The organism is bacterium (genome assembly GCA_024228115.1).
GTDB lineage: Bacteria > Myxococcota_A > UBA9160 > UBA9160 > UBA6930.
Genome location: JAAETT010000685.1, coordinates 1 through 13,584, shown reverse-complemented (window position 1 = coordinate 13,584; position 13,584 = coordinate 1). Strand labels below are relative to the sequence as shown.

Here is a 13,584-nt window from a genome sequence, read left to right as displayed (position 1 = left end):
CAGTGGAAAGCGCCTGGCGCTTTCCACTGGGGCCCCGGGACTCGGCAGCGGAGAAGCCGGAATCAGAAGAGAAAGCGGACATTTCTACTTTGGAGAAAACCGGACATTTGTACTTTGGGCCGACAGAAGTCTGGAGGCTGAGGGGGGCAGGCTGGAGTTGGAATGGTCCGCTTCGAGCCGGATCCGGGTGGCCGTCCTAGCCTCGATCAATGACGATCCGTCGGAGCTTGCGCGTCAGTTTGTATCTCGCACTTGGGCTAGCGGTTGCCGTGGCGGGCTTGCTTGGAGCATTCGCTCTCGAGTTCTCGCCGAGCCGCGAAATCGTCTACCGCGAGCTGGGTGACGTACGCCTGGAGCTGCAGCTCTTCGAGCCTGCGGATTCCCATGCTGGTCTTCGCCCCGGAATCCTGTTCTTCTTCGGCGGCGGCTGGACTGGCGGTTCCAGCATCCAGTTCTACCCATGGGCCGATTACTTCGCTTCCCAGGGTTGGATTGGAATGACCGTCGACTACCGGGTGTATTCCCGGCATGGGACGAAAGCCAGGGACGCGTTGGAGGATGCGCGCGCCGCGTTCCGGTTCGTGGTTGAGAACGCCGAGCAGCTGGGATTGGATCCCTCTCGCGTCTTCTTGGCCGGCGGCTCTGCGGGCGGACATCTCGCAGCGGCTACCGCGATCACGCCGTGGTCGGAACGCGGCGGCCTCATCGATCCTGCCGGGTTGGTCCTCTTGAATCCCGCCCTCGACACCCGGGCCGTCGGCGAAGATCACTACCTGGCATCGGTCAAAGACCTTCTGTTCGGCGAGGACGGCGAAGCGATCTCACCGCTCCACCACGTTCGCCCCGGCCTCCCACCGACCCTCGTGGCCCACGGCACCGCCGACGGCATCGTGCCCTTCGCACATAGCCGCAATTTCTGCGAGCAGATGAACGCCGCTGGGAACACCTGTCGCCTACTCCCCTATGAGGACGCTCACCACGGGTTCTTCAACTGGGGATTCGGGCGCTTCGATGAGGTGATCGTGGAAGTCGCCGCGTTCCTTGCTCCGCTGCGGTGACCGAACCTCAACGATATCCCAGCGCTTCGAGCTGCTTCTCGAGTTCCGGATCGAGCTCCGGGGGCGCGCCGAGTTTCTGTGAGGGTCCCGAGCGAAACCCTTCCAGGACGGTCGTCATGGCACGCGCACGTTCGCGATGCCCAGGTCGTACTGGGCCACCAGATCGCGGACCAATCCGGGAGGCGCGGCTTCGTCCGTCGCGATCACGATCTCACCGAGCTTCGCCAACAGGTCGTCGGAGGACGAAGCCGGGGCGCGGAGCTCCCGCCCGTCGGACACGGGGGTGAGGTTGTAGGGAGCATGGGCGTCCATCAGATTGACGAACAGGAAGAACGGCTCCTGCCCGCCCCACCACGGGTCGAGCCAGCCAGCGACCTTCTCGATCAGCTCCGGGCCGCGCAATCCTTCGACTTCGTAGGTGTCGAAGCCCTGGGTCCAACCGAATTTCTCTGACAGGTAGCCGGTGTTCGTCACGAAGGCGCCCGTTCGGTAGCCGGCCTCCTGAAAGCTCTCGGCGAGGGTCTGATGTTCCTCGGCCAGGGCCGCCACCCGGCCACGCTCCGCATCGAGGGTGTGCGCACCGTGTTCGAAGGGGAAGAGGCCCGTGAAGATCGACGCGTGGCTGGGCACGGTCCACGGCGCCGTGGCGACCGCGTGTTCATACACATCCGCACGTGCCGCCAACGCTTCGAGCGAAGGCGTGGTCGGATGCGTGTATCCGTACAGCGAAAGGTGGTCCGCGCGAACCGTATCGAGCGTAACGACGACGACATTCGGCGGAGCTTCGTCCCCACCACCCCCGCAACCGACCAGGCCGAGAAAACCCGTCAGCAAGGCAGCGGCCAGAAGCCGCGCGTGGTCGTGGCCGAACGCCAACCTCGAAATGGAGCGCCCTAGGAGGCGCCCTCCCCGCTTCGCATCTTCAGTTCGTCGAGCCGTGCCTGGACATGTTCGGGAATGCTGCCCGCGGGCGGTTCGGCGGCCTCGAGCTTTTCGACCAGGACGAGTGCCTGATCCTCGTCACCCACCTCGAGCCAACAGCGCGCGGCGCTGGCCAGCGCCAGGATACGGGCCGGGAAGGTCGGGTTCTCACCGGCCTCGGCGTAGGCCGCAGCAGCTCCTGAAAAGTCGTCGTTCTGCTCGAGGCCACCCGCCAGGCGAAGAAGCGCCAGGCCACGGAGGGATGAAGAAGACGGCGCAGCATCGGCCGCCTCACGCCAGGTCGCCAGGGCGGCGTCGAGTTCGCCGCTCTCCGCCTGGAGGACGCCGGCCTGGATTCGGGCTCCCACTGCGGCGAGGGTGCCTTCGTGGTCGTCGGCGCTGGCCAGAAGCTTTGCGGCGTATTCCGACCGCGCCCGCTGGCCGATCTCCGGATTGGCCGGTTCCTCCACCTCGAGTGCCCCGGGCTTCGCGCCCATGGCCGACAGATAGTCGGAATAGATCGCTGCGATCTCTTCGGAGCCCTTTTGCTCGGATCGCAGCGAGAGGGTCTGGCTGAGGCCGATTACCCCGGCCAGCGCCAGGATGGATCCAAGCACGCCCAGCACGATGCGCGGGTTCGCACCGACCCACGTGGCGAGCCGATCGAAGAGACCCTCGATTTCCTCGAGCGTCTCGGTTGCTTGTTGGGATTCAGAACGCTTGGCCACGGGATCCTCCGGATTGGGCCTGAGTGGCGCCGCAGTGTATCGGGTGAACGCGCCCGCCTCTAGGCATGCCGGTTCTCCCGGTTTCGTCCCCGCAAACGCAGCCGCACCGGCACACCGGCCAGATCGAATCGCTCGCGCAACTGATTGATCAGGAAGCGCCTGTAGGAAGGCAGGATGGCCTTTGGATCGGTGCAGAAGAGCATCAACGTCGGGGGCCGGGTCGCGACCTGGGTCGCGTAGAAGAACTTGATCGGACGCCGGCTGGTGCCGCGCTGGGCCATCGACGGCTCGTGCTTCGCGACACAATCCTGCAGCCAGCGGTTGAGATCCGCCGTGGCAATCTCGGTAGAGGCCGCCTTCCCGAGACGCACGATCAGCCGGGGCAAACGCCGGAGACCCTTCCCGCTCTTGGCCGAAAGACGAGTGATCGGAACGTCTCGGAGCGGTGCCAGACGCCGCGACAGCTCGTCCTCGACGCGCCGCCGCGCGTCCTCGTTGTCATCGCCTTCGACCAGATCCCATTTGTTGACGATCAGCGCCGCCGTGGTGCCACGCTCTCGCACGAGGGACAACACGCGGAAGTCCTGATCCGTGAATCCTTCTTCTGCGTCCACCAACACCAGGGCCACGTCGGCACGCTCGATGGCCCGCAGGCTCATCAGCGCACTACCGCGCTCGACATGCTCCTTGCGCCGCGCCGCCCGACGGATGCCGGCGGTATCGACGAAGGTCATGGCGCCAGCCTCGGTTTCCACGCGGATATCGATGGCATCGCGGGTCGTACCGGGAACCTCGGAAACGACGACCCGCTCCTCGCCGAGCAATCGATTGAGCAACGAACTCTTGCCGACGTTCGGGCGCCCGACCAACGCGACCTGCAACCCCGTCGGCTGGCTGAGCGGGGCGTCTCCTTGCTCGGGAAGCAAGGCCACCAGCTCTTCCAGTGCATCCCAGGCCCCTGTGCCGTGTTCTGCGGAGACGGGGCGCACCGGATCGAGACCCAGTGCATGGAATTCGGCCAGGCGGGGTGCATGACTGGGAGCGTCGATCTTGTTGACGGCCACCATCAGAGGGCGCGCCGTGCGGCGCAGCACCCGGGCCAGCTCTTCTTCCTGAGGAAGAAGCCCAGACTGGCCGTCCACGACCCACAGGATGGCGTCCGCACCCTCCACGGCCGCCTGGGCCTGCCCCTGGACCGCCGTTTCGATGGGGCTCGCAGGGTCCGCATCCAGGCCGGCCGTATCGACCAGCAGTACCCTGCGGGGACCCACCTCGACTTCCTCAGCGATCCGATCCCGCGTGATTCCGGGGGTATCTTCCACCAGCACGCGCTTGTGGCCCGCGTAGCGGTTGAAGAGCGTGGACTTTCCCACGTTCGGGCGGCCCACAATGGCCACGATCGGGAGCTGCTGAGACAAGGGGGCAACCTACCTTCGGGTCTGGCGCCCGCAACTTGGCCCCCGGGGCGCACCCTGGGGAGGCCTCAAACCAGCCTGACAGGGGGCCTGGCCGAGGCCGCAACTTGGAAGGCAACCACCCGGGAGACGAAGACGTTTCTTGACAAGGGCAAGGCTACGCCCGTAGGCTCCCGGCGGAGTAACAAGGGTTACAATCCTGAGGACGCGTCGGCCGGAGGGGCCTACCTTCGGGTGGGGCCGGAACGGCAGTTCGATGGAAAGACAAGCGCGCAGGGATGCGCATTCTGGGGGTACGCTGTGAAATTCTCTTCCTGGACCCGACGGTTGGCGATGCTCGCGCTCGCCGCCACTTTCGTCTTCGGCGCAGCGGGCAAGGCTTCGGCCGATCCCTACATCTTGAAGCGCTCGATCGAGAACCTGAGCCAATGGCCCCTGGATCTCGCCCTGTCTCCGATCGTTGCCGGACAGACGGTCTACAACAACCTGAACACCATCGGCGATTCGCCCGGCGTTCGGATCGCCTATCCGCTTCCGGGCTACGTCTGGAACACCTTCGTGCAGGGTGCCACCAGTGTCCTACGGGGCGTGACCGGGGTGATCGAGTTGGTGCCCGGAATGGTGCTCTTCTTCTCCGACGCAGAGCTGGATCCGATCTTCGACGTGGTCGAGGATCAGGACGCGATCGTCGATTACGAGACCGATTTCTTCTGGCTCAAGTTCGGAGTGACCTACACCAGCGGCTGAGCCCGCAGGTGAGAGTTCGAAACCACGGGACGACCCTCCGTAAAGGGTCGTCCCGTTTTCGTTCGCGGCCGGTTCAGACCTCCGCGTCGGATTCGAACCACTCCTCGACGCTTCGTGTGATCTCGTCCTGGTTGTCCGGATGAAACCCGCGCACGCCCGCCACGCCACGCAGCCAGGTGCGTTGGCGCCGCGCGAACTGACGCGTGTCGTGCTTCATGGAGTCGAGCACGTTCGCGAGGATTTCGCGGCCTTCGATCACGGGTTGCATGTGCCGATATCCGATGGCCCGCATCGATGGAAGTTCCCCGCCGTAACCCCGCTCTCGAAGGTCTCGGGCTTCCTGCAAGAGCCCCCCTTCCAGCATCGCTTCGCAACGCCGGTCGATCCTGGCGATCAGCTCTTCACGCCCAGGGTCGATCGCCAGATGGAGGGCCCGTTCACGAGGCTCGCCTTCCAGGCCGCGCTGCTCCGACGCGGGCCGCCCGGTGCTCTCGAAGACCTCGATGGCCCGGATCAACCGTATCCGATCGTTGGGGTGGAGGCGCTTCGCGCTCGCCGCATCCACTTTGGCCAGGCGCCCGTGGAGAGCGCTGACATCGCCGGCGGCCCGGCGCTCTTCGTCGAAGGCTTCGAGTTCCCTGCGCAGGTCCGGGTTTCGCGGTACAGCGGCGGATAGGCCCTCCAGGAAGGCTCGCACGTAGAGGCCGGTTCCACCGACCAGGAAGATCCGCTTCCCCCGCGCGCGAATGCGCGAAGCCGCAGCCCGCGCGTCCGCCTCGAAACGCGCCGCGTGGTACTGGATGTCGGGCGTCACCACGTCGATGACATGGTGAGGCACCCGCGCACGCTCTTCGGCGCTCGGCTTGGCGGTGCCCACATCCATGAACCGATAGACCTGTTGTGAATCGGCATTGATGATCTCGCCGCCGAAGCGCTCGGCCAATTCGATGGCCAGCGCGGTCTTGCCAGCTGCCGTGGGGCCGGCCACGACGACGACGTCGGGCTTCGAAGGCAGGCTCTCGGTGGGGGGATCCGTCGACACGGCCCAGACGGTAGGCACCTGCCGGCCCGGCGGCGACTGGTGCCCGACGAAGCCTCGCCCCGGTCCCCCGCGGAGCTTTGGTTGCGCCGCTCTACGGAGCGCGCGTTTATCGACGCCCGAAGCGCCGCTCGATCTCGGCGACCGACAGCGGTGTGGCGACCGGCCGGCCATGGGGACACGTGGGTGCCCAGGGGATCGAGTCGAGCGCATCGAGCAGCGCCCGCTGCTCGCCCTGAGGCAGCACATCGCCGGCCCGCCGAGCGGAATGACAAGCGAGCGTGGCGAAGAGCTTGTCGGCCGCATCGAGCACGCGGGTGCCGGGCTCGAGGGCCGCGCCCATCCTGTCGGCTTCGCGCAGTTCCTCGGCCAGTCCGCGGAGTAGACCCAGCGGGTCGCGCTCGGCCAGCAAGGCCGGCACCGCGCGTACGACAACGGCACTCTCGCCGAAAGGCTCGACCTCGAAACCGAGGGCCAGGGTGAGTTCGGCGTGGGCGCCGATCACGCCCGCACTTCCAGCCTCCATCTCCACGGTGAGTGGCGTGAGAAGCATCTGGCGCTCCACACCGTCCTCCAGCCAGGCGGCCCTCAAGCGCTCGTAGAGCACCCGTTCGTGGGCCGCATGTTGGTCGATCAGTAGCAGCCCTTCCTTGTCCTCAGCGATCAAGTAGGTGCCAAGAAGCTGGCCCAGCAGGCGCAGATCCGTGAAACGCAGCGGGCGCCGGGCCGGATCCGGCGTTCCCTCTTCGTCCGTCTGAAGCCCGAGCGCTTCCGAAGATGGCCGCGCAAAGAGCCAATCGCTCCGGCCTGCTGGCTCGCTGATGGGGCTGGGCCCGGCTTGCGGATCCGACCAACGATGCTCGGTACGGCCCTCCCCGACCGCTTCGGGCGCAACGGAGGGCACCGCCTCACCGGAGAGCCAGCTTCGCCCCTCGATCGCATCCCGTACCGTCCGACGGATGAGCTGATGGATCGCCTGGGGATCGTTGAAGCGCACCTCCCATTTGGCGGGATGGACATTCACGTCGACCTGGTCCGGGGCTACTGCCAGGAAAAGGATTGCGGTGGGAAAGCGTCCGCGCGGCAGGATATCCCGGTAGACATGGAGCAGCGCGTGACGCAGCAGGCGATCGCGCACCGGCCTCCCGTTGACGAACAAGTAGATGCCAGCGCCCGTCGCCCGGTGATGCTCCGGCCCTGAAACCAGCGCCCGGAGAGCGAGATCCCCATGGTCGCGTTCCACCGCCACCAGGCCGGCCGCGACCTCCTCCGAGAGCACGGCCGCCACTCGATCGAGGGCATCGTCGCAAGCGGGCCATGCGAAGGCGGGTCGATCGTCCCGGTGGACGTCGAAGTGGATGTGCGGAAGCGCCAATGCCGCGCGGGTCAGCCAATCGCTGATGTGCCCCCATTCGGTGCTCGCACGCTTCAGGAACTTGCGCCGCGCGGGAACTCCCTCGAAGAGATCAGCCACCTCGATGCGGGTGCCCTCGGGGCCTCCTGCCGCGTGGGCGTCCTGCAGGACTCCCCGCTCGACTCGAATCTCGAAGCCCTCTTCGGCACCTCGCGCTCGGGTGCGGATCCGGAAACGGGAGACGGAAGCGATCGCCGGCACCGCCTCCCCGCGAAAGCCGAAGCTGCGAATGCCCTGGAGATCCCCGAGTTCACGGAGCTTGCTCGTGGCGTGGCGCTCCAGGGCCAGGCGAGCATCGTCGGGCGTCATGCCGTAGCCGTCGTCGGTCACGGCAATCAGCCGGGCACCCCCGTCCCGGATCTCCACCCGGATGCGACGGGCCCCCGCGTCCACGGCATTTTCGACCAGCTCCTTCACCACGGAGGCCGGTCGCTCGACGACCTCGCCGGCGGCGATCTGATCGACGAGGGCGTCGGGCAGGCGCTGGACGGACCCCGGCCCGGCCGGCGCCGATCCGCCAGAAATGCGATCAGAATGCGAGCCAAATGCGTTAGGCTGCGCTTTGGAGGGCTTTTGGGGCCCCTGAGACACACTCGTCCCCCCGGAAAACGAGTGTGCCTGGGGGTTCCTCACCCGTCAACTCGCAAATTGGTTGACAATCCTCTCGTTTTTCCAATAGTTTTGCTGTTTGAGGCAGGGGGGTGGCGATATGACGAGCATGACCCGCATCCATGGAGTGGAAGCGGACCACGCAGTGACGGGCAGCGAGGAACAAGTGATGCAGTCCGAGGCGGCCGGGCGCCGCCGGGAAGACAGGATCGTCGGCTCGAGCGAAGCCACGCGACGCTTGATCGCGCAGGCCACCGCCGCCGCGCGAAGTGACTTGCCCGTGTGGCTGATTGGGCCGGCTGGATCCGACAAGGATCTCGTTGCCCGAGCAATCCACAGCTGGGGCGCGCGCTCCTCCAGGGAACTCGAGGTGCTCGTCTGCAGTGCCGTTCCCGATGCGCTTCAAGGGCGTGAGCTCTTCGGCTGCGCGGCCGGCGTCTACCCCGCTGTGCCCGGCGAGTATGCCGGTGCCCTGGAACGCGCAACCGGAAGCAGCCTGCTTCTCTTCGATGTCGAAGCCCTTCGCGAGGAAGTGCTGAAGACCCTGTTGCGTTCGCTTCAAACCCGGAGTTTCCGCCGAGAAGGCGACAACGCCGATCGAACCCTCACCGCACGGGTGATCACCGCGGGCGACGGCCGGGCCGCGCTTCCGAGTGGAGATGCCGGAGGCCATGAGATTCGCATCCCCGCGCTGGCCGACAGACGCGAGGACATCCTGCCTCTGGCAGCCCACTACCTGCGGGCGTTCTCCGAAGAGGCCGGGGTACCGACCGTAGGATTCACGGCGGATGCCCGGGCGTGCCTCGAGACCGAGAACTTCCCCGGCGACATCGCCGAGCTTCGCGAAAGGGTGCGCCAAGCCATCGCTCTCTCCTCGGGAGGTGCCCTCTCGGCGGAGGCGTTGATGCTTGCCAAGGACGCGGAAGAAGTGCCGTCCTTCAAGGACGCCAAGCGTGCCTTCGAGACACGCTATGTCGTGGGCCTGCTGCGCCGCTGCCGAGGCAACATCAGCCGAGCGGCTCGTCTGGCCAAGAAGGACCGCAAGGATTTCTACGACGTCATCCGTCGCACCGGGGTCGATCCCCAGGAGTTCCGCCCCTAGAGCGGGAGAGCGGGCTGCTAGATCGTCCAGCGCTCCGGGGTTTCGGCTTCTACGGCTGCGCGTTCCTGCTCGTAGCCTTCGCGCCCGAGCAAGGCGAAGGCTGCCACCTTGCCCGCCTCGACCCCCGGCTGGTCGTAGGCGTTCACTCCGTACAACTCAGCCTGGTAGGCCGTCTGGGCCTCGAGAGCGACGAGCAGCTGGCCAAGGGCGGAGGCGTTGATCTCCGGAAGCTCCCAGCACAGCGACGGCCGCCCCACGCGCGCCAATGCCACCGCAGTGCCCTGGTGCTCGGCACGCAGCAGCCGGCCCAGTTCCACTCCCTCGAGGTAGCCGGCCGGGCCCTCGCCGGGGATGGTCACACTACGCCGATCACGCTGCGTCGTGACGAAGCTGACGAGTTTGTCCGCCGGACCCTCGACGAAGAGTTGAACCTGGGAATGCTGATCCGTCGTGCCGCGGGCCGGTAGGGGGGTCGGGCCGACGCCTCTACGACCCTTGCGCTTGCCCAGACTCTCGCCGCTCAGCTGGACGAACCAACGTGCCAGGGGCTCGAGGGCGTCGGCGTAGGGCATCATCACCTGGATCGGCTTGGCCTTGCGCTCCGCCATCAGGAAAGCGACGACACCCGCAACCGCCGCCGGATTTTCCGCCAGGGGTCGCTTGGCGAGCCGGCCTGCCATGCGGCGTCCGCCTGCGACCAACGCCGTCACATCTACGCCCGCCAGTGCCGGCGTGAAGAGCCCACTGCTGGTGAGGCCAGAGAATCGTCCGCCCACGTCCTCGGGGAACGGCAGGATCGTCATGCCCTCCTCCCGCGCGATCTTCCCCAGCGCACCCTGCCCGGTGGTCGCCACGCATTGGCGGGCCCAGCGACTCCCCACGCGCTTTTCCAGAGCCGCACGGACGATCTGAAATCCGGCGGCCGTCTCGACCGTGCCACCGGATTTCGAAACCACGTGCACGAGCGCCGTCTTCAGATCGACCCATTCGAGGAGCGCACCCAGGCTCTCCGGATCCACGTTGTCGATGAAGTGGATTCGCGGCCCGCCTCGTCGAGAGCGTGGCAGCAGGTTGTGCTGGGGATGGGCCAGCGCGCGCCAGATCGCTTCGGCTCCGAGTGAAGAGCCACCGATCCCGATGTGGATGACGTCCTCGAAACCGCGGCGCCGCTGCCGGGCCGCCTCATCGACCAGGCTCTTCAGCAAGGCTCTCCGGCTGAGCACCCGCAAGAAACCGGATGCTGCATCCTGGCCGAGAAGGTCCGGTACGACCTTCGCCAGACGCGGCAAGGTGCGTGCAATCTCTGCACGCGTCACGCCGTGGGAGCGCTCCAGGGGCGGCGCGACGGCGCCTCCGACCTCGAGCCGAATATCCTGTCGGGCCGCGCTCGTCACCGCTCTATACCTCATGTAGGGTCCCGCCATGCTGCGGGTGGGCATCGTCCAGATGCGTTCCACGGACGACCTGGCGGCCAACCTCGCTGCCGCCGAAGCACAGGTGGACGAGGCGGCACGCGCCGGTGCGTCGTGGATCGCGTTGCCGGAGAACTTCGCGTATCTGCGCCGAGAAGGCACTCCGTTTCCGTGCGCCCAGGGCCTCGACGGTGAGATCCTCGCCACTGCCGCAAGCTGGGCCAAGAGACACGATGTCTGGTTGCTGGCCGGAACGTTCCCCGAAGCGGCTTCCGACGGGCGGGTCTACAACACCAGTGTGTTGATCTCCCCAGGGGGGGCTCAGGCCGCCGTCTACCGGAAGATCCACCTCTTCGACGTCGATCTCCGGGAACAGGGCGGCGACCCGTACCAGGAATCTGCCACGATCGCGCCGGGTAGCGAGCCCGTGTTGGCCGCTACGCCCTTCGGGCGAGTCGGCCTCTCGGTCTGCTACGACCTGCGCTTTCCCGAGCTCTACCGCGGCTACGCCCGAGAAGGCGCCCGCTTTCTCAGCGTGCCGTCCGCGTTCGCGCGGGAGACCGGAAAGGACCACTGGGAGGTCCTGCTCCGCGCCCGGGCGATCGAGAACCAGTGTTTCGTGCTGGCACCCGCCCAATGGGGCGCCCACGGGCCGGATCGCTCGAGTTATGGCCGGGCGATGATCATCGACCCCTGGGGCCTCGTGTTGGCCCAGGCGCCGGATCGCCCCTGCGTGCTGATCGCGGATTGCGATCTCGACAGCCAGGATCGGATGCGGGCCGCCCTGCCCTGTCAGAGCCATCGGCGCCTCTTCTAAAGCCGGCCCGGGGAGGTTCCGATACTGCCTTGGGCCCCAATGGGCCAGGGGGAAGTGTGTCTTCGAGGCCCCAAGCACGGCTCGAGATCCTGAACGGCGGGTTCGAGGGAATGACCTACGAACTCACCGCCGAGGAGACGTTGATCGGTCGCAATCCGTCGACCGATATCACGTTGCTCGATGAGGGAATCAGCCGCGAGCATGCCATCGTCCTGTTCGATGAGGCGACGAGCGAGTTCTCGATCGAGGACCTGCAATCCACCAACGGCACCCGCCTCAACGGCAAGGGCGTCCGGTCTTCTGCCCTTTCCGACGGAGACGAGGTGGCCATCGGCCACACGATCTTCCGCTTCGATCTGGGTGCGCCGCGCGATTCGCGTTAGCTCCACCCCGGCTCGAAGGGTATAACCCTAACTCTGGAACGGAGGAAGCCGATGATCTCCCGCCACACCACCTTTCGATCTTCGGCCCTTGCGGCCGCCGTAGCAGCGCTGTTGGCCCTCGGCCTTTCGGCCTGCACATCGACCGCGGGCCCGCCGCCGAGTGCCGAAGCAGGCCGGCCCTACCGGATCGGCCCCCCGGACCAGCTCGTCATCACGGTCCTGCCGGCACCCGAAATCCAGCGTGAGGTGACGGTGCGTCCAGACGGCATGATCTCCATCGATCTCGTCGGCGACATCCCGGCGGCCGGCCGCACCCCGGACGAGGTCGCCAACGATATCGAGGGGCGTATCGGCCGCTTCAAACGCGATGCGGTCGTCACGGTCGCGCTCACCCAATCCCTGAGCACCGAGATCACCGTGCTGGGTGAAGTCGGGCGCCCGTCCACCTTTCCGCTGAACCGCGAAACCCGCCTCGTCGAAGCCATCGGCATGGTGGGCGGACCGCGGCCCTACGCTGCCAAGGACAAGATCCGCATCGTCCGCTTCGTCGACGGCCAGACCAAGATCTACCTCACCGATCTCAGCGCCATCGAAAAGGGCGATCTCTCGACCAACTTTCTCCTCCAGGGCGGCGACGTGGTCGTCGTCCCGCCGACCCGCTTGGCTCGCGTCGGCTACGCTATCCAAAGCGTCTTGTTCCCGATCCAGAAGATCTTCGGATTCGGTGGGGACATGACGAGGGTGATGATTTCGGGTGGGACGCTCTAGAACGACCGCGGAGTTCCTGGGCTGGGCGTAGACCACCCCGGTTCGAGTCGAACGGCTTCGTAGGGCCCGGCTCGAACGCGTCCGAAGGATTGCATGTGCGGTCAAGGGCCGACCCTTCTCGGCTGGAACGTTGAGAGGCGATGCCGCTCGCCGCTGAGCGCCGATCCATCGGCCCGCGATTCGCATCGCACTCCACAAGCCCGATACACTGACAGCTCCCGATGGGAGGCGTTCCATTTGATCCGACAGGAGCATCGCTCATGAAGGCACTCAAGATCGGTTTGGCTTCGATCCTGGCATTGTTGTTGGCGCTTGTGCTGATCGCACCCGTCGGGCCCATGCCGGGGCTCTTCATCGGCGGCACCCAGGCGCAAGCGCCAGCCCGATGGGGCGACACTTCGAAGGTGCATGAAATCACGTTGAAGGTGCCCGGCACGCTACCTCGCGTAGTCACGATCTGGGTCATCGAATACAACGAGGCGCTGCACGTCGTCGGAAGCAAAGACAGCCGATGGGTGACGATGATCGGCGCAGGGTCGCCAGTAGAAATGCGGCTGGGCGATTCAACCTATGCATTGAACGCCTCGGGGGTGACCGAAGGCTGGCAACCGATCCTGGAGGCATACGTCGCAAAGTACGAAGTGGACTATCCTGACATCATCGCGGGCTTCCCGTCCCTCGAGGAAGCGGAAGGACTCGTCGCTGTCTTTCGGTTGGATCGCACCTAGCCAAAATCCAACGGATCCACCCCATAGCGCACCCACCTCACTCGTACCCAGGGAGAGACGACGATGACATCGCTGTACAACGGCGAGTGTTTCTGCGGTGCCGTCAGAATCGAAGTATCGGGCGAGCCGGTATCGATGGCGTATTGCCATTGCGATTCGTGCCGCTCGTGGTCGGGTAGTCCCGTGCACGCATCCACCATGTGGACGATCGATTCGGTCAAGGTCGTTGCTGGCGCAGAGCACCTTCGGACCTTTCAGAAGACCCCCGAGAGCATCAGCCACCGCCAATACTGCGGGCACTGCGGTGTTGGCGATCACGAGAAACCGTAGAAATCTGATCATCTAGCCGTGGTCGCGCGCGAGTGCTGGTTTCTCGTCAGAACGGCGAATCGGTGTCGGTCGGATCGGTGTCGAGTTCGCGATCGAGAGCCGCGAGGTAGTGT

General features: G+C 66.0%; 14 protein-coding genes. 8 read left to right on the top strand and 6 right to left on the bottom strand.

Features of this window, described 5'->3' with window-relative positions; translation table 11 throughout:
• The first annotated feature begins 209 nt into the window (after nt 1–209).
• Nucleotides 210–1,058: an alpha/beta hydrolase gene (locus GY937_28505; GenBank protein MCP5060657.1), complete on the top strand. Its 849-nt coding sequence runs from the start codon at nt 210–212 to the stop codon at nt 1,056–1,058.
• 114 nt (nt 1,059–1,172) lie between these two features.
• Here GY937_28505 and GY937_28500 read toward each other — a convergent pair whose 3' ends face one another.
• From GY937_28500 to der, 3 genes are read right to left on the bottom strand one after another with little or no spacing between them, the layout of a single operon-like run.
• Entirely contained in the window at nt 1,173–1,943 is a 771-nt protein-coding gene (locus tag GY937_28500; GenBank protein ID MCP5060656.1) for a sulfatase-like hydrolase/transferase, read from the bottom strand.
• An 8-nt stretch (nt 1,944–1,951) separates the two neighbouring features.
• Entirely contained in the window at nt 1,952–2,707 is a 756-nt protein-coding gene (locus tag GY937_28495) for a hypothetical protein (GenBank protein MCP5060655.1), read from the bottom strand.
• A gap of 59 nt (nt 2,708–2,766) precedes the next feature.
• The gene (gene der / locus GY937_28490) at nt 2,767–4,125 is read right to left on the bottom strand and encodes a ribosome biogenesis GTPase Der (GenBank protein ID MCP5060654.1); all 1,359 of its coding nucleotides are present in this window, start codon (nt 4,123–4,125) and stop codon (nt 2,767–2,769) included.
• A gap of 297 nt (nt 4,126–4,422) precedes the next feature.
• On the opposite strand from der, the gene GY937_28485 reads away from it, so the two are divergent.
• Entirely contained in the window at nt 4,423–4,869 is a 447-nt protein-coding gene (locus tag GY937_28485; protein ID MCP5060653.1) for a hypothetical protein, read from the top strand.
• A gap of 73 nt (nt 4,870–4,942) precedes the next feature.
• Here GY937_28485 and miaA read toward each other — a convergent pair whose 3' ends face one another.
• Nucleotides 4,943–5,911, bottom strand: coding sequence for a tRNA (adenosine(37)-N6)-dimethylallyltransferase MiaA (gene miaA / locus GY937_28480; GenBank protein ID MCP5060652.1), 969 nt, complete (start codon nt 5,909–5,911; stop codon nt 4,943–4,945).
• A 106-nt stretch (nt 5,912–6,017) separates the two neighbouring features.
• A complete protein-coding gene (gene mutL / locus GY937_28475; protein ID MCP5060651.1) occupies nt 6,018–7,913 on the bottom strand; it encodes a DNA mismatch repair endonuclease MutL in 1,896 nt (631 codons plus the stop codon).
• Nucleotides 7,914–8,031: 118 nt separating this feature from the next.
• On the opposite strand from mutL, the gene GY937_28470 reads away from it, so the two are divergent.
• A complete protein-coding gene (locus GY937_28470; GenBank protein MCP5060650.1) occupies nt 8,032–9,033 on the top strand; it encodes a sigma-54-dependent Fis family transcriptional regulator in 1,002 nt (333 codons plus the stop codon).
• Between the two features lie 17 nt (nt 9,034–9,050).
• Here GY937_28470 and GY937_28465 read toward each other — a convergent pair whose 3' ends face one another.
• The gene (locus GY937_28465) at nt 9,051–10,427 is read right to left on the bottom strand and encodes a glucose-6-phosphate isomerase (protein MCP5060649.1); all 1,377 of its coding nucleotides are present in this window, start codon (nt 10,425–10,427) and stop codon (nt 9,051–9,053) included.
• A 28-nt stretch (nt 10,428–10,455) separates the two neighbouring features.
• Here GY937_28465 and GY937_28460 point away from each other — a divergent pair, with 28 nt between their 5' ends.
• From GY937_28460 to GY937_28440, 5 genes are all read left to right on the top strand, one after another.
• Nucleotides 10,456–11,262, top strand: coding sequence for a carbon-nitrogen hydrolase family protein (locus GY937_28460; protein MCP5060648.1), 807 nt, complete (start codon nt 10,456–10,458; stop codon nt 11,260–11,262).
• Between the two features lie 56 nt (nt 11,263–11,318).
• The gene (locus GY937_28455; protein ID MCP5060647.1) at nt 11,319–11,645 is read left to right on the top strand and encodes an FHA domain-containing protein; all 327 of its coding nucleotides are present in this window, start codon (nt 11,319–11,321) and stop codon (nt 11,643–11,645) included.
• Nucleotides 11,646–11,696: 51 nt separating this feature from the next.
• Nucleotides 11,697–12,413 carry a hypothetical protein gene (locus GY937_28450; protein MCP5060646.1) on the top strand — a complete coding sequence of 239 codons (717 nt, stop codon included), beginning with the start codon at nt 11,697–11,699 and terminating at the stop codon, nt 12,411–12,413.
• A gap of 260 nt (nt 12,414–12,673) precedes the next feature.
• Nucleotides 12,674–13,141 (top strand): hypothetical protein, encoded by a 468-nt coding sequence (locus GY937_28445; GenBank protein MCP5060645.1) that lies wholly within the window; start codon nt 12,674–12,676, stop codon nt 13,139–13,141.
• Between the two features lie 63 nt (nt 13,142–13,204).
• A complete protein-coding gene (locus GY937_28440; protein ID MCP5060644.1) occupies nt 13,205–13,471 on the top strand; it encodes a hypothetical protein in 267 nt (88 codons plus the stop codon).
• Nucleotides 13,472–13,584 lie beyond the last annotated feature (113 nt).